The sequence below is a fragment of the Flavobacterium sp. HSC-61S13 genome (genome assembly GCF_024171535.1).
Lineage (GTDB): Bacteria > Bacteroidota > Bacteroidia > Flavobacteriales > Flavobacteriaceae > Flavobacterium.
The window spans coordinates 21,212-40,979 of record NZ_JALJZV010000002.1 but is presented as its reverse complement, the minus strand read 5'-3'; the positions used below and the strand labels follow the sequence as shown (position 1 = coordinate 40,979).

The window sequence follows — 19,768 nt, the reverse complement described above, 5'->3', positions numbered from 1 at the left end:
GATGATTAAGTTTTATAAAATAGCCGTTTTATTAATGATATTGGCGATTGGTTTATCTAGCTGTGAAAAAGATCATGAGGGACAAAAGCGAATTTTTGTCGTGGCATTTTCCGATCCATTTACGAGCTATTCCAATATTAGCGATCAACGTGAAATTGGATTGGTTTTTTCAAAGAAAGCAGAATTTGATGGAGTGGTTACTATTAAAGTAAGTGATGAAAATGCAGCATACGGTATTGATTATAGTACTTTACCTGTAATAAATAATACTAATGAATTTCAATTACCCATTAAGGCGGGTTCTCAGGGTACGGAATTTGTTTTTAAAAATCTGATTTATCCCTTTGATCGGGAAGATAAAACCATACAATTTGAAATTGTAAAGATTGAATATCCCGAAGTTTCTTTTATTCAAGGAAATTCGCGTACGATGATTTCATTTGCAGCTTCTTTAGGAGGGGTAATGGCTCCGGAAGTAGGTGGTGCTAGTCAGCCCTTTCAAGTTTATGTTGAGTTGAGTAGCGGCAACGAGAAAAAAGTTGCTAGGAGTTCTTGGGATTTAGCCTTCGCCAGCGGAGCCGATCGGGTGAAGTTAAATGGTTCGATCTATATGGCAGCCAAGAAATTGAATACCAATGATATTGATCAGGTTAGCCAAAGTCAAGTTAGTGGTTTCTTTACTCAAGTAGCTGTGGGAACTTTTGATCCTACCAATGAAAATTATGTCGATTCACCTACCGGTGATATTACAAAAACGGCCATAGCAGAGATTAAAGAGAATGATGCTGATAACGCAGTTTATTTGGTTAATTTGGGGTTTGAACCCGGAAAACTAGTAAACCCCTCTGGTGCAGACGTAGCAGGAGATCATAGAGGGTGGAAAAAAATAAGAATTTTAAAACGTGATAAGGGTTATTTATTGCAATACGCCAATTTAGATGATACCACCCATAAAGAAATTCTGATTGCCAAGAATCAAGCATATAATTTTAGTTTTTATTCTTTAAAAACAAATTCTGAAGTATCGGTAGAACCAACTAAAGAAAATTGGGATTTGAATTTTACGGTATTTACCAACATCATTGCTGGTAGTGGTTCCTATGGATATTCTGACTTTGTCAGCAATAATACACTTGGACAGGTAAAGGTTTATCCAGTTATCGTTTCAGCAGCTAATGAAAAAGAGCTAGTTGAAAAATTAAACTATACTTATAAAAATGCTCAAGTTGATCCAAGTAAATTCTCGAATGATCAAAGAATTATTGGAGCCGATTGGAGAGATGTATTTACGGGGCAAGCCTTTAAAGACCGATTCTTTGTCTTAAAAGATGGGAAGGGGAATTATTACAAAATTAGAATGTTATCAATGTTAAATGAAAATGGGCAAAGAGGTTACCCTAAATTTGAGTATGAATTGATGTTATAAATTGATAAAGAGCTATAAATATCGGCAAAGAGGATGTTTCGAATACTAGTCGAACTCGAGCCGATTTTAAAATAAAAGTGAAAGTACAAATAAGCTTATTATTTGTTGTTCATTGAGTTGTTAGTTTATTTTTGTTTAAGGACTCCGCCATGCGGAGTCCTTTGTTTTTATAAGGTATTTTGATTGTTAGCATCCCTCTGCGCTTGCTTCTACCCAAGCGAATGTGCTTGTAACAACAGTCCGGTAAGGGGATTATAGAAGCCGATAAACAACGGCAATTCTTAAAATAAAAATGTTAAAATTTTTATTATGTTTTTTTATTCGTGTTTTATTGTTAATATTTGATTAATAATAAACACAGTTTGCGAAATATGCAAATAAACAGATGAAATCGACCACCTTAATCCGGAAATATCCCGCCAAAAAGGGTAAGTATTTGTATTTTATCGCGGTATCGCTTTTGTTACCGCTAATCTACATATGGTTACTGAGTTTTCAATTTAGAGAATTGATTCCTTTTAGCGCCATCTGTTTCATTCCTTTTCTATTGCTATTTTGGATTTACTGTACAACTTCCTATCAAATTGTTGATCAACAGATCTTTTATCGCTCTGCTTTTTTAAGAGGGGACCTTGATATCCATACCATTACAGTTATCGAACTAATACAACGGCCAAATCAAGGAATTCGTCCGGCTTTAGCTTCCAAGGGAATGATCATTCACTATCAGGATAGTCAAACGGTATTTTTGGCGCCGAGACAGCCCAAGAAATTTTTAAAAAACATTTTAAAAATAAATAATAGTATTACTGTAATTAGGAAGTCACGCGCTTTGCAAAGCGAATAAACCCAACCTTCTACCCTAATCCTAATTGCTAAACCAACGATATGGACATACTGCAATCATTTGCCTCACGAAATTCAACTGCCATGGCAATAAAATAGTACCCAATAAGCGTTAAAACAATAAACCACTTCTACATGAAATTAAGAATAATTTTTTTATTGACCATTATTGGTTCTGCTTCTTGGGCTCAAAATAATACTGAAAATACCGCCACCCTAATTCATATGTGGGGTTTTTTAAAGTACAACCATCCGATGGTGGCTAGTGGTGTGTTGGATTGGGATTCAGAGTTTATTCAAAAACTAAATAAAATTGAACAAAGCCCAAATGATAAAGTGACCAATGAAATATATTTGGATTGGTTGAGCAAGCTTAAAACACCTGCGCCTTGTCTGAGTTGTCCCAATGTAAAAGTGAGCGATTATTCGGGCAATGCAGCTACGGATTGGAACAATCATGTTGCACTTAGCGCAGAAGTAAAAAGTCAATTGAACTACATCTTAGAAAACCGGAACATCGGTAAAAATTACTATGTTCAATTTCATCAAAAAACCAAACTACCGTTATTTAATAACGAACGAAAGATCACGGCTGATGGTTTGCCCAATTCGCAACAGCGGCTTTTAGCTTTAGCGCGATATTGGAATGCTATACAATATTTTTATCCGTACAAACATTTAATGTCTTCCGATTGGAATCGTGTTTTAGTGGAAACCATTCCGCTTGTCCAAGCGGCATCCACGGAACTAGAATTTCAAGCGGTTCTGGTTAAAATGAACAAAGAACTCGCTAATAGTAATGCCTTTGTTGCGTCGGAATTAATCTTTGAAAAAATTGGAAGAAAGAAAGTACCGTTCAAAATCGAGAATATTCAAGACCGTTGGACTGTAGTGAAGTATGAAAATGATTCCTTAGCCAAACTAGGCGCTTTGCAACTCGGTGATGTGATTGTTCAGATTGATGGAGCAACGGTTGATCAATGGGTTACAGACAAGGAAACTTGGATTTCAGCATCCAATACACCAAGTTTAAAAAGTTCGCTAGGTGCAACGTTACTAAACGGTGAAAGCGATACGGTAAATCTACAGCTAATGCGACAAGGTGTAATAGTCGACCTGACACAAAAACGATTTGCTATAGCGGATTATTATTGGGACAGCGAATCCGAACAAAATCAATTGGCTTGGAAAATTATTGATGATAAAACAATATGGTTGCGCGTCAAGGACTTAGGTTTTGATCAAGTCAATACCTTTCAGACCGTTGCTACATCCAAGCGTAATTTGATCTTGGATTTACGCGATTATAAGGTGCCATCGGGTTTTAAATTGGCGGAATTTTTGGTTCCTCGTTCCAAAGCATTTGCCCAGATGATAGAGCCGAACACTTCTTATGTGGGAAAATTCGATAAGGTTGTCCGAAAAAATGAAATCCCAGCGGTGAAAAAGTTTTTTACCGGGAATACGTATGTGTTGATTGACGAGAAAACCAGAGGGCAAGCGGAATTATTAAGCTTGTTGTTTAAAGGGAGCGATAGAATTACCTTGATAGGTAAGGGCACCTCAGGTACGGTCGGATATACAACCAAACTCGTTTTGCTAGGCAGTATCGATGTCTTCTTTACCGGAGTTGGAGTTCAAAATGCAGAGGGTGGAGAGGTGCAACAAAAGGGGATCCAACCAGATATAAACTTGGAGATTCCTTTTGCTGATGAAACCCAAATTGCCGCCGATATTCTGCAGGTGGTGCAAAAGCCATAAGGCATTCTCTGGAATTTTAATGAACGACTTAACCACACAACTAGAAACAACTTGGCTGATAGGGAGCACTTGTAATTTACAATACCTCTTTTTAGTGAGTAAGTCGTAACTGTCGATCGGGAAGTCTCGAATTCTATCAGATATAAAAAGCACTGATTTTGTAATTACAGGTCAAAATCAAATTTCTCATGGGTTTATGTCAAGTAGGCTATTCTATTCGATTTTGAAAACCTATTTTGTTTTCGGAATCATTAGTCGTTGATTGAAAAATAATTACAGTCTTTATAAGAGTTTATAAAGAGTATTCCTAAAATGTATTTTTTTTATTAAATAGCTTGCTTATTTTATTCTTCAAATTAGGAATAATGCTTTAAAAAGTTAAATTTACGTCGTTTTATATTAAAATTTGAAATGGAATAGGATATAAATGCTGGTTTTCTAGTAAATAATGTTATTTTTGTTTTTTTACAACATATCATCCTTTTAACCTAACTCATTTATATGCAGACAAAAAACTTTTTATGTAGGAATTTCAAAATTGACTTACCAATTTGGTCGATTTTATTCCCCATCCTAGCCTTATTTTTAATTAGTATTAAGGGATTTTTCCCAGATTCAAACTTGTTTTTGATCGCCTTAGGGTCCGTATTAATATGCGCTGTTTTAGCAGCGGTACACCATGCCGAGGTAGTTGCCCATAAGGTGGGAGAACCTTTCGGAACTATTATTTTAGCCTTGGCGATTACGGTTATTGAGGTTTCTCTAATCGTGTCGATTATGCTTTCAGAGGGTAACGATCAACCTTCCTATCTAGCAAGAGATACCGTGTTTGCTGCCATCATGATTATACTTACCGGAATTATTGGACTGTGTTTACTAGTTGGTGGTGTTCGCTTTCGCGAGCAGAACTTTATTAAACAAGGGGTTAGTACGGCCTTAATCACCTTGATTGCTATTGCTGTTCTTACCTTGGTTTTACCAAATTATACCACCACATTAGCCGGGAATAGTTATTCCAATAGCCAATTGATTTTTGTCGCTATTATATCACTGATCTTGTATGGAGGTTTTATTTCCGTACAAACGATCAGACACCGAAATTACTTTTTACCTGAAGAAACAGCTGCGACAACGGATTCTTCGGAGCTCCATGTTGCACCACCTAATACCATTACTACGGTTTTAGCCTTGGTATTGCTTTTAATCGCCTTAGTGGCTGTAGTATTGTTGTCTAAAACCTTATCGCCAACCATTGAAGCATTTGTTATAGAAATAGGGGCTCCAAAATCGTTAGTGGGGATTATTATTGCGACAGTGATTTTATTACCAGAAGGTCTAGCGGCATATAAAGCGGCACGAAAAGACCGTTTGCAAACCAGTCTTAATTTAGCATTGGGATCTGCCTTGGCATCCATTGGATTGACCATTCCTGCAGTAGCTGTAGTATCATATTTTACAGGGATGACCGTAGGTTTAGGTATTGATGCCAAATCAACCTTATTACTGGGATTGTCACTGTTCACGGTTTACTTATCCTTAAACTCGGGTCGAACCAATATTCAGCAGGGAATTGTGTTGTTGGTTTTGTTTGCGACCTACTTATTTACTACTGTAGTGCCTTAGTAAAATTACTGAGAAACAGTGTTAAAAACAGAAGAATAAAAATTAAAAACAGGCAGTATGCCTGTTTTTTTTATGTTTTTTTTTAAAAAAGTATCATGTAAAATTTATATATTACCTTTATACTTGATTTTTTTTTCACGTAGTTTTTTATAAACATTTAAAAACGAATTAACCATTATGAGTGAGGTACAACTCAAACTAGCAGAGGTTAAAGATTTATATAGTCAGCTTCAATTTTTAGAAGAGGATACACAAGTGTCTGATGAGGAAAAGATATTGATTTTTAATCAAAATCAACTCCTATCGGAACAGATACTCGTTGCCATAGAAGAGGTGTTGTCCAATGATGCAAAGCAGTTAGAAGCTTTGTTTTGGAAGGTTAAAATATTTAATGGACCCTATTTTAATGATGTTTCGGTGATGTTGAATACCACCGAACAAATTTTAGACAGTACAACAGATCGCGAACAAAAAGTAGAAGCATACGATTGGAAGGCTTGGATATACTCGGAGAAATTGGAAATGAAGGACCGCGCAATTGTAGCTTTAGAAGACAAATTAATCGAGATCTCCCAAGTTCAAAACAAGCGTTCCTTTCAAGATACTGAATTTGGAGATACCTATTATCGTTTAGCAACGATTTATGAACAGTTGGACAAGGAAGAAACCGCCGCAGATTATTATTTGCTGTCGCATCAACATACGCCAAATCATTTTTATCAAAGTTATCACGGCGGTAGGCTCTTGCTAAAGCAACACCGATTCGATGAGGCTTTTTTACTGCTAGATGCTTATAAATCGTACTATCCTGGCGAGGCTACCATCGTTTTTGCAAAAGAAATACAAGAATTATTTGATCGTGGTTTGTTACACAAACATTGGAATCTGTTTCGATTGTTTTTTAATATTGGAATGGAATTCTATACAGAATTTGGTGTCGCTACAGTAAAGGAATGGGGGCAGAAGTTTTTGCCTTTAATCCTAAACGAGATCGATCAAAATCCTTCGAATCAAATAGCCTGGAGAATGTACGGGAGTCATTATTTGTTGATTGAAAAAAACAGCAAAAAAGCCTATGAAGGTTATACACAGTATTATCACATCATACAAAAGATCTCGGATTCATTAGCCAGTACCTATATAGTGCTTTGTGAAAAACTAAAGATTTCTTTAGATCACTTTGATTATCCCATCGAATTAGATGGCTTAGATGGCTATGCCATACATGTAGCATTATTGGAAAAGGCTACAGATTTAGCCGAACACGGTGAAAATGAGAAAGCCATATATTTTTATGAGCTCTCCGAGTTTTATGGAAGGAAAGCTTATGTGGCCTATGATGATTATTTCACTCACGGTATCGGCTCTTCTAGTAATAATAGTCCTCATGAATTTGCCCTATTGTGCAATAATCTAGGAGTAGTCATTAAGACCTTGATCGAATTAAAGGTAGACGAAGAGTTGGATATGGATCAAGCAAAATTCGCTATTGCCCTACATAAAAGGGGGTATGAGTTAGCTCCATTTTGGGAAAACTTAGCCAGCGGAATTGCTGTTTGTAAACTTGCCAACGATTTCGAACAGTTGGAAGCTTTTTCAATACAGTTGCTAACTTATTATGAGACTTATTCCGTCTATTGGTTTAACGTGCAGTTAAATCGCTTAAGGGCATTTTTAAGTAAAGGTGATTTTGATCGGGCTGAAAGTTTCTATTATGAACTTAAAAACGGTTTTGAAGCCAGTGATGATGAAGATGAGGATAAAGTAAGTGAAATGATCGATATCGCATTGGAATTCATTACTTTCATCAGATATGAAAACAAGCAATATCAGAAAGCTATTGATTTGGCGAATGAATTTTTTGATACGCCTATTTACACTAAAATGCAGGAAGAGAAAGCTTTTTTGTATTGGTGGTATAATTTGGGGTGGGCTTATTACAAATTAGGTGAACTAGATACCGCACAGAAATACTTTCTTAAAATGAAGGAGGAGTATGGGGATACCGAGCAATTTCAGTCGGCTTTAAAAGACCTGCCCAGTGAATTTGATTTGGAATCGGGCAGTGTAAAGTCTAAAAAGATTAAAGATTTTTACAGACAGCGACAAGAAAAGGTTTTTGATTTTGCGATTACGGATAAAACTAAAAACCACGAAGCGCATTTGAAGCAAATTATCGACTTGTTCGTCGATCAGGAGGATCCCGAAGCAGAAGCTTGGATTGAAGAGAATATTCACGTGCATTTGATTGGAAAAACACAACGTGAAGCTCCCGATACGCAAACGTGGGATTCGATGTTGGATTTTTATTTCTTAGAACAGAATGTCACCATCCGTTTTAATTTGGTTGAATGGACGGAAACTAAAAAGGGTTTCTTTGGATTTGGAACTCAAGAAAAGAAACGCAGTAAGATGTATGTGTTGTTTTATCATTTTAAGGAAGATGAAGAACATATTTTGCCGATTGACTTTGATTTGGAATCGGAATATTATCAGAGAAAAGCACAATATTTGTGGAATCAATGGGCTACTAACGCACTTAATTTAAAAGAATAAAATGACTACAGTTGAATTATTAAATCGCAAAGGAGCGACCAAAGGTAATTTGATTCCGGATGCGGTTTTGCAAATGCTGAATCAAGGCGAGATTGAAACAGTCAATTTGATCGAATGGTCAGCTATAGATCACAAACAGTTGATTAATAATGTTTTTCCACAATTGGGATTAGGCGCAGAAGTGCCGCAATTGATAAATGTATTGGATGGTATAGATAAACCATCTGTGATGAAGTGCGTAGCTGCGGTAGGAAATTATTTATCGGCATACGGTATTAGAAACAACAATTCGGAGCAACTGTATTCCTTATTTAGTACGCATAAATCAGATTCTATACGCTGTTATGCCTGTTATATCATTGCTTTAAATAACGATTTAACCCTTGTAGAACGCTTGGAGCTCGCGAGGCCACTAATTGCCGATGCGAATTTTGGTGTGCGAGAAATTGTATGGATGGCATTGCGTCCAGAGTTGGTTAAGCAACTTGAAGAAATAATTGTCTATTTACAACGTTGGACAACAGATCCAGATGAGAGGATACGCAGGTTTATCACTGAAGTCACTCGTCCTAAAGGAGTTTGGACTCAAACGATAACTGCCTTAAAAAACAACCCTGAACTAGCATTGCCGCTTTTGGAAGCTTTAAAAAGCGATGAGTCTTTGTATGTTCAAAACAGTGTTGCTAATTGGCTCAATGATGCGAGTAAGTCGCAACCGGAATTCGTAAGCTCACTTTGCATGCGTTGGGCAAACGATTCGAATTCCAAGGCCACCCAATACATTGTAAAAAGAGCTATGCGTACCTTAAATAAGTAGGCTGCATTTTAACTTTTTTAGGTATATAAAATTCGTGTAAAGTCGAGTTTGTTGCCGTTTTGATATCTTTTAGAATTGGGGTTATAGATAAGGTTAATGCTGGGGTCGAGCAAGCTCAAATCCAAGAAATTTCGTACCTTTAAGTATTGAATAACTCAGCTTTTAATTTCATGAAAAGATATAAACCACTAGGAGATATTCCCGTTTCGGTTTTGGAACTGGCCGTAATCGGAGTAGATATCACCACTAAAGAAACTTTAAATAATAGTTTGAATTTGGCGCAACATGTTGAGGCCTTAGGGTATCGGCGTTTTTGGGTAGCCGAGCATCACAACATGCCTTATATAGCCAGTTCTGCCACGGCTGTTTTAATAGGGTATTTGGCTCAGGGAACCACTACTTTGCGCGTCGGTTCCGGAGGTATTATGTTGCCTAATCACGCGCCTTTAGTTATAGCGGAGCAATTCGGAACGCTCGAATCACTTTATCCAAATCGAATTGACTTGGGCTTGGGAAGAGCACCGGGTACCGATGGATTGACGGCTATGGCTTTACGACGTACTCACGATTTATCGGCCAACTACTTTCCAGAGCAAGTTGCGGAATTACAAGGTTTTTTCTCTAAAAATAATGCCGATGCGAAGGTACGTGCTTTTCCAGGTGACGGACTCGAAGTGCCGCTTTGGATTTTGGGATCGAGTACAGATAGCGCTCATTTAGCAGCAAAATTAGGATTGCCATATGCTTTTGCCAGTCACTTTGCGCCCGAACAAATTCAAATGGCATCGCAAATATATAAAAGTGAATTTCAGCCTTCGGACAAATGGGAGGAACCCTATTTCATGGCTTGTGTTAATGCCATGATTGCTGATACGGAAGAGGAAGCCAACCGATTAGCCACTTCTTTATACAATATGTTTTTGGGTATTATCCGTAACGATCGCAGACCGATGCAGAAACCCGTAGATTCTATGGATGGACTTTGGAGTGAACAGGAGGAAAATATGGTCTATCAAAAGTTGGCCTGTACTTTTATTGGTACCAAAGACAGTGTGAAACCCGATCTTCAAAGGTTTTGCGACGTTTTAGAAATCGATGAATTGATGATAACGAGCCCTATATATGATCATCAAGCACGATTAAAGAGTTTTAGCCTGTTTAAACAAGCGGTGTCTTAAGATTTGCGCAGATACGCAGATACGCCGATGTGCCTATACTTGAGTGTGCGTATTCGCGTATGTACGCATGTGCCTATAGGCTTTTAGTTGCTGATACGCCGATGTGCCTTTACTTGGGTGTGCGAATTCTCGTATCTGCGAATGTGCCTATAGGCTTTTAGGTGCTGATACGCAGAAGTTCCTATACTAGAGTATGCGTATTCGCGTATGTGCGCATGTACATATAGGCTTTAAATGCTGATACGTAGTTGTGCCTATACTTGGGTGTGCGTATTCGCGTATCTGCGAATGGGCACATAGACACATAAGCATCTTAGCCTACATTAGGGATTTTACCTGCTGCAATCAAAACTTGTGTGCCCAAAATAATTAGGGATAGTAAAGCAATTCCCGAAAAACTGATTTTCATACCCATTGATATTTTTTCATTAGCCTGCTTTTTGGCTTTAATCAGCATCCATACAGGTAAGATCAATGACAATACAACCAATGAAATAGAAGCATAACTCAAGGCGAGTATAAAGCCCTCTGGGTAAAATAAGGCAAAGCCCAATGCGGGTAAAAACGTTAGGGCTATGGCGGAATAGGAGTTGCTGATCCATCGGGTACTTTTGCCTAAATCCTTAATATAATCATATAGGGCGAGAGCCACACCGAGGAATGAAGTCAGTATAGCTGCTGCTGCAAATACATTGACGGCTATGTTGGTTACTCGAGCATTGGATATTTCTCTAATCGCCAGTATTAATCCTTCTAGGCCAACGTTAGTTTGTAAAATCGACATAAATATCCCGTTGTCAATACTTCCTAAAACGGACAATTCCCAAATTAAATAAATGACTAAAGGAATTAAACTTCCAACAATCATGACGAAACGCAATTGCTTGTAATCGCCTTTCAAGTAGTTCACCAAACTTGGGATGACCACATGAAATCCGAATGAAGTGAAAATAACCGGTACAGCGGAGAAAATCAAGGCGCGTTCAACGGGCAATGTCATGAGGTTTTCTATTTTTACAAACGGAAGTAATGCCACAATAACGATCACTAAAAAAATCAGCTTAATAGTAAAAATCCATTTGGTTGTAAAGTCGACTAATTTCGTACCTAACGATACGATACCACCAAATAAAAATGTAAATAACAAAGCCGATAGGGTCGGAGATAAAGTGATTCCGAGCCACAGCTTTAGATTGGTACTGATAATGGCTCCTCCACCTGTGATATAGGCAGAAATCAGGGCGTACATCAAAGTGAGCATACTCAAAGCGGTAATAAAGGATCCGGTTTTGCCTAAGTATTTCTTAGTGATGGTATTTAAACCGGCATCGTGCGGGTTGTATTTGTATATTTTCACAAAAAGCAAGGCGGTATAACACATCGCTAACCAGATTAAAAATAAAACGATACTGATACCACCGAAACCAACACCAGCTGATATGATTGGCATGGCAAGCATACCACCTCCGATGGCTGTTCCTGCTACGATTAAAATACTTCCAATAATTTTGCTACTCACGAGGATTAATTGTAATTTGATATGAATATTTGACTTATAAAAAATAAAGGTACTTTTTTTAAATTAAGAATGAAGTCTAAGCCTACTTAAAATAGAGAAATAATCAAATAGATTAGCCATTACAGGCTTAATAGTAGTTTTGCAGAGTGAATTTTAATAATTAAAATCAACCGAGTGTGAATAATAATAAATTACAGTTAGAGGCTGAATTGATATCAAAAAAAATTAACCCTACAGCCATGCGTATCTTAGTTTACGAATATTTAAAAACTCAAGCGGAGGCTGTGACTTTGGCTGATATTGAAAATAGTTTCGAGCAATCGGATCGTGTGACTCTTTATAGGACTTTAAAAACATTTGAACAAAAGGGGTTAATTCACAAAATAAGCACGGGTATAGGAACTCAATATGCTTTATGTGATGTGGATTGTTCTGAAGACAAACATCGAGATACTCACGTACATTTTATATGCAATCAATGTAAAAAAACGATTTGTTTAACCCACGTCCAGATTCCAAAGATTGTGATTCCTCCGGGCTTCCAGTTTGATGAATATGAGGTCCTTGCCAAGGGCATCTGTGAAGGATGTATGACAAATTCCAAGCCGATCTAATCCAGTGCAAATATAGATTTGGATTGAAGAGGTTAAGTCGGATAAAGTCTTAGGTCAATAGTAGCTGCCATTGCTTTGGTGGCGGTCTTTATTTTATTCAGTGCTTTAGGTTTATTACAAGGTGTTTCGACTGATGTGTTCTACTATTTTAACCGCGTGAATTCGGGAGTTTTCAATAAACCATTCATGAGTGTCTAGACCACCACAAACCACGCCTGCCAAATACAACTGTTCGATATTGGTTTCCATAGTTTCAGGATTGTAAACGGGGATTTTGCGATTATCATCGCTAAAGGCGATACCGATGCGTTCTAAGAATTCGATATTAGGACGATATCCTATCAAAGCCAGTACAAAATCATTCGCTATCGTTACGGAGGCTTCTGGTGTTTCGAGGATAACGGTCGTAGGGGTGACTTCCTTTAGTTGGCTATTGTAATATACTTGAATAGATCCCTCGGCTATTCGGTTTTCGATATCTGGACGCACCCAGTATTTTACATGACTGCCAATGGTTTGATCTCGGATCACTAAGCTTACTGATGCGCCTTTGCGATAGCACTCCAAAGCAGCATCAACCGATGAATTGCTCCCACCGACAACAACGACTTTTTGGCGAGCAAAATAATGAGGATCTTTATAATAGTGATTGACCTTAGGCAGATCTTCTCCGGGGATGTTCAATAAGTTTGGGATATCGTAAAAACCCGTTGCCACAATAACATGATGTGCCTGATACAGACTTTTAGTGGTTTGTATATTAAATGAATTCTCAATTTTGGATACAGTAAGAACCTCTTCAAAAAGGTTTACACGAACTGCTCTCGATTGAACGATACGTCTATAATACTCTAGAGCCTCATTGCGCTTAGGCCTATTTTCAGTACTGGTAAAAGGTATTTGATCGAGTTCTAGTAATTCAGATGACGAAAAAAACTGCATATGGATCGGGTAGTTGTATAGGGAATTAACCAGACAACCCTTTTCAAGAATTAAATAGTTTAGATTTTTTTTCTTGGCTTCTAGCGCACAAGCAATGCCAATTGGACCGGCTCCAATTATAATGATATCGTAAGGGATTTGCATAAATAGATTGTTGATTTAAAACCCTATAGAATCAAAAATCGTTCCCATAATACTTGTGTAGAAATTATTCAGCTGTGTATATATTGGATTAATCCGGCAGAATTTGTGGTATTTACAAGCTAAATTCCGAGATAAGGTTATATTTGTAAGCGGAACAATATTAATTATGGTGTAAAATCACGCTATAAATTGAATTTGCTGCAATACAAATTGGCTACAATACGCTAGTATTGAGGTATGCTGTATGGATAAAATAAATATAATGACTTAGATTGAAAAACAGCGTCTACTGTTTTTTTGAGGTGTCTATAAATACAATTTTAAATGAGATCAAAAAGGATTATCGATTCCATAACTATTGGATTTGCTCTATTTGCTATGTTTTTTGGCGCAGGGAATTTAATACTACCGCCTACATTGGGTTTAAACGCTGGTGAAAACTGGTTGGCTTCTATTTCAGGATTTAGTTTAACAGCGATTTTGGCCCCTTTTTTAGGGATTTTAGCCGTTTTGTTCTCTGGAGAAACCTTTACGGATTTGGGTTCGAGAATCAATAAGTACTTTGCCGTTATTTTGGCGATAGTAATCATGTTGAGTATTGGGCCATTGGTCGCTATTCCGCGTACTGCTGCAACGACATTTGAAGTGGGTGTTGTGGCGCTAGCTCCAAATTTTAGCCCGATTATTTCTTCTATTATTTTCTTTGCAATAACACTAGTATTGTCAATATCCCCTTCCAAAGTAGTCGATATCATCGGTAAGTTTTTAACCCCGTTGCTTTTAGTGTTGCTAAGTATCTTGGTGGTGGTTGGAATATGGAATCCTCTGAGTACCGATTTAGAGACGAGTACATCCTCTGGTCAAGCTTTTTTGGATGGATTCCGAGAGGGGTATCAAACCATGGACGTATTGGCTTCGGTAATTTTTGCGAGTATTATCATTTTGGCAGCAAAAGCGAAAGGATATGTGTCGGCTAGTGAAAAAACCAAGATTACGATGGCCGCGGGATTGATTGCTATGTTTTGTTTGCTGTTTATTTACGGGGGCTTAGTCTATTTGGGAGCAACTTCAGGCTATGATGCTACAGAAGAGTATAGACGTGCAGACTTGTTGTTGTATATCTCTCAACATGTTTTGGGCAAAAGCGGTACAGCGGCCTTGTCGTTGTGTATTGCCTTGGCTTGTTTGACGACGGCTATTGCATTAACCTGTGCCGTTGGAACCTTTTTTAGCGGTTTGACCAAAGGTAAATTGAGTTACAAAGTTGTGGTAATTGCAACTTGCGTGTCTTCAAGTATATTAGCTGTTAGGGGAGTAGATGAAATCATTGATTATGCATTTACGTTTTTAGCGGTTGTATATCCAATTACCTTAGCTATGGTGTTGTATGTGGTTTTATTTGGAAAAATAATTTTCCGTAGAGCGCCTTTTATCGGTGCTGTTGGTGCTACTACGGTTATTGCCTTGCTAGAATTCTCTGAGCGTTTTGGTTTTCAGAAAGAAAACATCGGTATTTTTAAATCCTGGATTCCTTTACATCAATATGAATTAGCTTGGGTAGTGCCATCGTTGATTTCCTTTGGTGTTTTCTATTTGGTAGATTTGTGGTTATTTCCGCAAGGAACTAAAAACGCCTAAAGATTATTGTAAAATACGGAATTCATGTTTTTTGTATCAAGGTACTACTCCCCGTTAAGGGGAGTAGATCTTCAGTATGGAGTATACTTAGTAAAGTTTTCACTAGGTAATGGACTTATAATACCATTTTTTGACCTTGGATAGGGAAAATAAAATCGAGTTGTAAGGGGTTGTTTTCGTGCAGTTCCTTTTTAATTATTTCGATTTGATCGCCACCAGGTTTTAAATGCGTAATAATTATTTTAAAATTTTTAAGTCGACCTTGTCCTGTGGATTTTTCCAATTTTATCAGTTCTTCAACTAATAGTTTAGGGGTTAAGTGACCGTATAGGGCAGTTTCTGGTTGCTTGTTGGGAAACGAAACCTCTATCATAATCGCTTTTAGTTTGTTTTCTTTAATCAGTGGCGCAATATGTTGCCACAGTATGGCTAAGTTCTCGGACTTCTCAATCCTGTCTGCACCGGTATCTCCTAAATATAAAATAGCCTCATCTGCGCTGTTTTGAACTAAAACGGCCGCGCTTTTACTAAAAGTGCCGTGGCTCAATTCAAATCCAGTAACGCGTAAGGAAGTATTTTCGACCTGTTGTAACTTATTTTTTTCTAATCGCTGATAACTGTATTTGTTCAATATAGGACTTTCCCCTTCATTAGCGAAGTTTGACCAAGAGGCGTTCGTGAAATAATTGTTTTTCAAAACGTCGATTACATAGGGGAACGCATAGATGTTTTTTTTGCTGTCTTCTGGTGAATTGATAATCAAACCCGATAAATGATCCAAATGACCATGGGAGATAAAATACCCTTTGATATAGGATTTTAAAACGGTTTCGTCAGTTACATCAAAAGTATTTTTGGAAATGGCTACACGAATACCAGCACGTATTGTACCGGCATCAAGGGATAGAAATTCGTTTTTGTCTTTTTCACCGATCAAATAAGCAGAGAGGTTGCTTTCATCTCCACCGCCATAAACTCCCAAAGGAATTAGGTCAAAAGATTGAGCCCAAAGTAAGTTTTGTGAACAAAGTAATAGTGTTAATAAAATCTTTCGCATGTTTTTTTTTCAAAGTTATTACAATTCAAGCAATTCTTACTGATGAGGTACTTATTTCTGTTTTAAATACAATTGCTGAGCCAAATACAAATAAGCGCGGTAGTCGTGATTGGTAAATGACTTTTCTGGGTCCTGAGGAAATAATTTGTAGTAACCTTCATCGGGAATCAATACGCGTATGGCTCCCGTTCGTACATAATTGTTGCTCGGAAAATACTGGGGTTCATGCAACTCGGGCAATTGTTTTTGAATTAATTTGAAAACATTTTTCCCCAATAATTTCTCCATTTTACGCTGACTTTTTTTGGTGGGTTTATCGATTTGATTGTAAAAATGCCGTAACACCAATTTTTTAGCCAGGCCTTGTTCTGCAATTAGACCTTGAATAAGAGGAAAGGGGTTGAGGGGATTGAAGTCTTGGGTGGTCTGTATGGAGAAGGGCATTTCTGGAACCCAGTCTAAGGGATTGACAACGCTAAAAGCCCAGCCATCTTGCGTTGATTTTTCAAATTCGTAGGCATAAAAGAGATTCCCCGGTTTGGGCGAAGCGGAGGCATAGGTCTTAAATTGAATGTCCTTCGCTAGCTTTCCACTTGTTTGAAACTGTCTTAATTCGGAGGTTATTAAAAAGCTAATCGGACCACCTTGGCTGTGTCCTGCGATATAAAAATCACGAATTCCCTGTTGATAACACGAATCGATTTTGGATTTTATATCGGGCAATAAAAAAGCGGTGCTGATCATCCAGCCTGCGTGCACAGCGGCATTCGGATCCGTTGAAAGCTGATACGGAAATTGAAGATCATTAGAAAGTGTTAATACACCAGATGCCGGTATCATCGCCTCATAAGTGTTAGATAACCAACTAAGCGAAGATTGTACCGAACCGCGTATCGTGATGGCGGCCTGATTTTTATCGTTTATCCATAAAGACCATTGATTGTCGAAGCCTATTTCCTTAGACTGATAAGCGAGTTTATATAAATCAGGTATTGGAACAATATCGGCAGTTTTGGACTCGTTTTTTTGAGCTAGCAAGCTGAGTAAATCGAAAAATTCCTTGGCATCAAAACCAGGAGTTATGTGTTGAGCACTAAGGAGATTGGTGCTCAATAGTAGGATAAGAAAATATTTTTTCATAGGTAAAACTTCATTACGTCAGATAAATATATGACAAAATCAACGTTTTTTAGGGGTATCACACAGAGATCTGTGGATAAATACAGCTGGTAGCTTATTTATATTAAACTATGTTTATTTGTAGTGTCAATTTCAGCAGTAAAACGGTATATTGTTTGTAAATAACATCAAATTATCACAATTAAATAAATAAAAACTACACATCCTGTGTTAAAAATAATATAAAACACAAAAGTGTAAAAATATTATTGTATATTTTGGCAGTTTTTACAGAAAAACTGTTTTATTTGTATAATAAAATTTAGTATAGAACTTACGGAATTATAATTTTTACTTGAGAATTATACAAGTTCCTTGCTAGCTGATTTTATTTATTAAAATGGTTTTATTAAGTATTCGTTCCCCAAACTGTTTTTTTGTGGAAGTTACATTTGAGGTCTTTTTATAAGATAAATGTTTTTAATTGAACTTCTTCGGACTGATTTGAAATAGCCATTCCATGTTTTTTTGTGCTGTTTTCTGTTTTTTGATCGAAAAAAACTAAAATAGATGTGACTTTTTGTGATTTAGGGGTCTAATAGAGAAGAATACCTATAAGATTTGTAATTGCTTTTTTTTAAAAACTGCTGTAAAAAATAATTGGTATATTTTTTGAATAATACATATAAGAGTGCACAATTTTACTAATCGTATAGGTGTTTTTAAAAAATTAGTTTGATTTTTTTTGTAGCAAGGTAAATACAGTTTTACGTTCAATTTAAAGCAAATAAAATTTATGGGTGTGAGGGCTTCGATTTTTATCAGGAGTTAGTGTTTAACACAAATTGAGAATACAAAATGCTAGATACAAATATTATTTTAAAAAGACTTAAATCGCTTTTAAATGTTAAAACTGACTTACAGTTGTCTAAAATTTTAAAAGTTAAACCCAATACTATTTCCTCTTGGAAAAAGAGAAACAGTATGCAATTTGAATCTGTTATTGATGTCTGTGAAGTGCATCATATAGATTTGAATGACTTGTTATATGGTGTAAATAAATTAAGACCGCAATATAATGCAGTAGAGGGAAAAGACAAAATCGGAGTTAGAATGATTACTTCTGATTTACAGTTTCAATATGTACTTGAGGCTAAAAAAATCCTACCCACCTTATACTCTTACCATTTTCCTTTTTGAGATCAATGTGAGGTGGCATTTCAGGTGATTAGTGAAAACATGACTCCAACGGTTCGTGTGAGTAGTTTTGTAATCTGTCAAAAGGCAAATATAGCCAACATGACAGAAGGTACAATCTATGTATTAGTGGATGACCACAAGGGAATATTTGTGCATCGCTTTAAAACCGTGCTCAATGATGACGAGTTGCTGTTTACAAACGATAACTCGTTTTTCAACGATAAGATTTATCGTAAGGACAGAATTGGCGAATTGTGGGAGGTTAAAGGAGCCTTTCTGGCTAATTTACCCTCCTTATAGAAGAGATAGATCAAAATTATTAAAAAAAGCTGAAACTGTTAATTTCAGCTTTTTTTGTAGCAAAGATTTCTTTGTTTTTCTGCAAATAGGATGGGGTTTGAAATTTGATGATTTTCATTTTTGGGGCATATAAAAATACTTTTGTGTATTTTTTGCTAATAAGTTTTTTAAAACGGATAATTGATTAAATTCGGTTCTTGTAAAAATTTGTTAAAATGAGGTTTATTTTTAGTGTTATAATAGGTGTATTTGGTTTATTCGTAGCTCAGGCACAATGTAAGGAAACCATTTCAGGTGACTTTCAGACGAAAGAATTTAGTACTCCATGTCCAGTTTACAATTTTGCGTTTCAAGGTGAAAAAACCAGTGACTGGATGTCGGCAAAAGGTCCTTTGGACATCCTAATGGTCGAAGCTGAAATTCTGCCGGTTAAGGATGATTTAGAAAAATATATAAAGGATTATGTTGGAGATGCCTTTTTTTCTAAAATGCAGTTTAAATCCGTTGATATCAGCAATTATGACAGTATTGTAAAATTTGACGGACGGTATCCTCCCGTAGATATGTATGCTTGTAAAGCCAAATATTTTTTTTATTACTATTACCTTCCCAGACCCGATATTAAATATTGTATCGGCATTGCAATCGACGACAATAAAAGAATAATTTCAGGATTTAATTTTCCCGATGCAGCGCATTATCTGCCTGAAGATCCTATACTCGATTACTGTAAAGTCATGGAGATTGTTAAACAAACCGGAACGAGTATCGAACCTATCGAGTCGGTTTCCTTTGATTTCGATGTCGAGAAACAACAGTTTCTTTGGTGGATTAAACAAAAGATTGTCCATCCAAAAGAAGGGAGGAACGAACGAAATGAAATCAGTATTGAGGCGGCAGATTCCAAACAAGTTGTCTCCTATATGAAAGTAATATTACTCGATGCTCATGGCAATCCCGTTAAAAAGAAAGAAGAGGAAATAAAGAAAACCCCTTTAAAAAAAATAAGAGCTATGCGATAAGGTGTT

Annotated in this window: 16 protein-coding genes; 12 read left to right on the top strand and 4 right to left on the bottom strand. The window is 36.8% G+C overall.

What is annotated here, in order from left to right; genetic code table 11:
* The first annotated feature begins 1 nt into the window (after position 1).
* The 7 genes from L1275_RS02495 to L1275_RS02465 all read left to right on the top strand — a co-directional run bounded on the left by L1275_RS02495 (position 2) and on the right by L1275_RS02465 (position 10,207).
* Positions 2 to 1,426, top strand: coding sequence for an HmuY family protein (locus L1275_RS02495; RefSeq protein ID WP_253469349.1), 1,425 nt, complete (start codon positions 2 to 4; stop codon positions 1,424 to 1,426).
* Between the two features lie 385 nt (positions 1,427 to 1,811).
* Positions 1,812 to 2,273, top strand: a complete 462-nt coding sequence (locus tag L1275_RS02490; RefSeq protein ID WP_253469347.1) for a PH domain-containing protein — start codon at positions 1,812 to 1,814, stop codon at positions 2,271 to 2,273.
* Positions 2,274 to 2,407: 134 nt separating this feature from the next.
* Complete coding sequence (locus L1275_RS02485) at positions 2,408 to 4,033, top strand: S41 family peptidase (protein WP_253469345.1); 1,626 nt, start codon at positions 2,408 to 2,410, stop codon at positions 4,031 to 4,033.
* Positions 4,034 to 4,534: 501 nt separating this feature from the next.
* Positions 4,535 to 5,656: a calcium:proton antiporter gene (locus tag L1275_RS02480; protein WP_253469343.1), complete on the top strand. Its 1,122-nt coding sequence runs from the start codon at positions 4,535 to 4,537 to the stop codon at positions 5,654 to 5,656.
* Between the two features lie 177 nt (positions 5,657 to 5,833).
* Positions 5,834 to 8,212: a hypothetical protein gene (locus L1275_RS02475; RefSeq protein ID WP_253469341.1), complete on the top strand. Its 2,379-nt coding sequence runs from the start codon at positions 5,834 to 5,836 to the stop codon at positions 8,210 to 8,212.
* 1 nt (position 8,213) lies between these two features.
* Positions 8,214 to 9,029, top strand: a complete 816-nt coding sequence (locus L1275_RS02470; RefSeq protein WP_253469339.1) for a DNA alkylation repair protein — start codon at positions 8,214 to 8,216, stop codon at positions 9,027 to 9,029.
* 170 nt (positions 9,030 to 9,199) lie between these two features.
* Positions 9,200 to 10,207 carry an LLM class flavin-dependent oxidoreductase gene (locus L1275_RS02465; RefSeq protein ID WP_253469337.1) on the top strand — a complete coding sequence of 336 codons (1,008 nt, stop codon included), beginning with the start codon at positions 9,200 to 9,202 and terminating at the stop codon, positions 10,205 to 10,207.
* Positions 10,208 to 10,520: 313 nt separating this feature from the next.
* Here the strand turns inward: L1275_RS02465 and L1275_RS02460 are convergent, their stop codons facing one another.
* Complete coding sequence (locus L1275_RS02460; protein WP_253469335.1) at positions 10,521 to 11,726, bottom strand: aromatic amino acid transport family protein; 1,206 nt, start codon at positions 11,724 to 11,726, stop codon at positions 10,521 to 10,523.
* A gap of 176 nt (positions 11,727 to 11,902) precedes the next feature.
* Here L1275_RS02460 and L1275_RS02455 point away from each other — a divergent pair, with 176 nt between their 5' ends.
* Positions 11,903 to 12,340: a Fur family transcriptional regulator gene (locus L1275_RS02455; protein ID WP_371923415.1), complete on the top strand. Its 438-nt coding sequence runs from the start codon at positions 11,903 to 11,905 to the stop codon at positions 12,338 to 12,340.
* A gap of 114 nt (positions 12,341 to 12,454) precedes the next feature.
* Here the strand turns inward: L1275_RS02455 and L1275_RS02450 are convergent, their stop codons facing one another.
* Complete coding sequence (locus tag L1275_RS02450) at positions 12,455 to 13,426, bottom strand: YpdA family putative bacillithiol disulfide reductase (protein WP_253469333.1); 972 nt, start codon at positions 13,424 to 13,426, stop codon at positions 12,455 to 12,457.
* Positions 13,427 to 13,750: 324 nt separating this feature from the next.
* Between L1275_RS02450 and brnQ the strand changes: the two genes are divergently transcribed.
* On the top strand, positions 13,751 to 15,064 hold the full coding sequence (brnQ, locus tag L1275_RS02445; RefSeq protein WP_253469331.1) for a branched-chain amino acid transport system II carrier protein: 1,314 nt from the start codon (positions 13,751 to 13,753) through the stop codon (positions 15,062 to 15,064).
* A gap of 115 nt (positions 15,065 to 15,179) precedes the next feature.
* Here the strand turns inward: brnQ and L1275_RS02440 are convergent, their stop codons facing one another.
* Together L1275_RS02440 and L1275_RS02435 are read right to left on the bottom strand one after the other, a co-directional pair.
* On the bottom strand, positions 15,180 to 16,121 hold the full coding sequence (locus L1275_RS02440) for an MBL fold metallo-hydrolase (RefSeq protein ID WP_253469329.1): 942 nt from the start codon (positions 16,119 to 16,121) through the stop codon (positions 15,180 to 15,182).
* 51 nt (positions 16,122 to 16,172) lie between these two features.
* The gene (locus L1275_RS02435; RefSeq protein ID WP_253469327.1) at positions 16,173 to 17,261 is read right to left on the bottom strand and encodes a lipase family protein; all 1,089 of its coding nucleotides are present in this window, start codon (positions 17,259 to 17,261) and stop codon (positions 16,173 to 16,175) included.
* Positions 17,262 to 18,098: 837 nt separating this feature from the next.
* Here L1275_RS02435 and L1275_RS02430 point away from each other — a divergent pair.
* The 3 genes from L1275_RS02430 (at position 18,099) to L1275_RS02420 (ending at position 19,762) form a co-directional block, all read left to right on the top strand.
* Positions 18,099 to 18,440 (top strand): helix-turn-helix domain-containing protein, encoded by a 342-nt coding sequence (locus tag L1275_RS02430; protein WP_256499777.1) that lies wholly within the window; start codon positions 18,099 to 18,101, stop codon positions 18,438 to 18,440.
* 39 nt (positions 18,441 to 18,479) lie between these two features.
* Positions 18,480 to 18,740, top strand: coding sequence for a hypothetical protein (locus tag L1275_RS02425; protein WP_253469323.1), 261 nt, complete (start codon positions 18,480 to 18,482; stop codon positions 18,738 to 18,740).
* 215 nt (positions 18,741 to 18,955) lie between these two features.
* Positions 18,956 to 19,762 (top strand): hypothetical protein, encoded by an 807-nt coding sequence (locus tag L1275_RS02420; protein WP_253469321.1) that lies wholly within the window; start codon positions 18,956 to 18,958, stop codon positions 19,760 to 19,762.
* Positions 19,763 to 19,768 lie beyond the last annotated feature (6 nt).

Coding starts and splice junctions, on each gene's coding strand:
- L1275_RS02495 (WP_253469349.1), top strand. CDS start 2: ATGATTAAGTTTTATAAAATAGCCGTTTTATTAATGATATTGGCGATT.
- L1275_RS02490 (WP_253469347.1), top strand. CDS start 1,812: ATGAAATCGACCACCTTAATCCGGAAATATCCCGCCAAAAAGGGTAAG.
- L1275_RS02485 (WP_253469345.1), top strand. CDS start 2,408: ATGAAATTAAGAATAATTTTTTTATTGACCATTATTGGTTCTGCTTCT.
- L1275_RS02480 (WP_253469343.1), top strand. CDS start 4,535: ATGCAGACAAAAAACTTTTTATGTAGGAATTTCAAAATTGACTTACCA.
- L1275_RS02475 (WP_253469341.1), top strand. CDS start 5,834: ATGAGTGAGGTACAACTCAAACTAGCAGAGGTTAAAGATTTATATAGT.
- L1275_RS02470 (WP_253469339.1), top strand. CDS start 8,214: ATGACTACAGTTGAATTATTAAATCGCAAAGGAGCGACCAAAGGTAAT.
- L1275_RS02465 (WP_253469337.1), top strand. CDS start 9,200: ATGAAAAGATATAAACCACTAGGAGATATTCCCGTTTCGGTTTTGGAA.
- L1275_RS02450 (WP_253469333.1), bottom strand. CDS start 13,426: ATGCAAATCCCTTACGATATCATTATAATTGGAGCCGGTCCAATTGGC.
- brnQ (WP_253469331.1), top strand. CDS start 13,751: ATGAGATCAAAAAGGATTATCGATTCCATAACTATTGGATTTGCTCTA.
- L1275_RS02440 (WP_253469329.1), bottom strand. CDS start 16,121: ATGCGAAAGATTTTATTAACACTATTACTTTGTTCACAAAACTTACTT.
- L1275_RS02435 (WP_253469327.1), bottom strand. CDS start 17,261: ATGAAAAAATATTTTCTTATCCTACTATTGAGCACCAATCTCCTTAGT.
- L1275_RS02430 (WP_256499777.1), top strand. CDS start 18,099: ATGCTAGATACAAATATTATTTTAAAAAGACTTAAATCGCTTTTAAAT.
- L1275_RS02425 (WP_253469323.1), top strand. CDS start 18,480: ATGACTCCAACGGTTCGTGTGAGTAGTTTTGTAATCTGTCAAAAGGCA.
- L1275_RS02420 (WP_253469321.1), top strand. CDS start 18,956: ATGAGGTTTATTTTTAGTGTTATAATAGGTGTATTTGGTTTATTCGTA.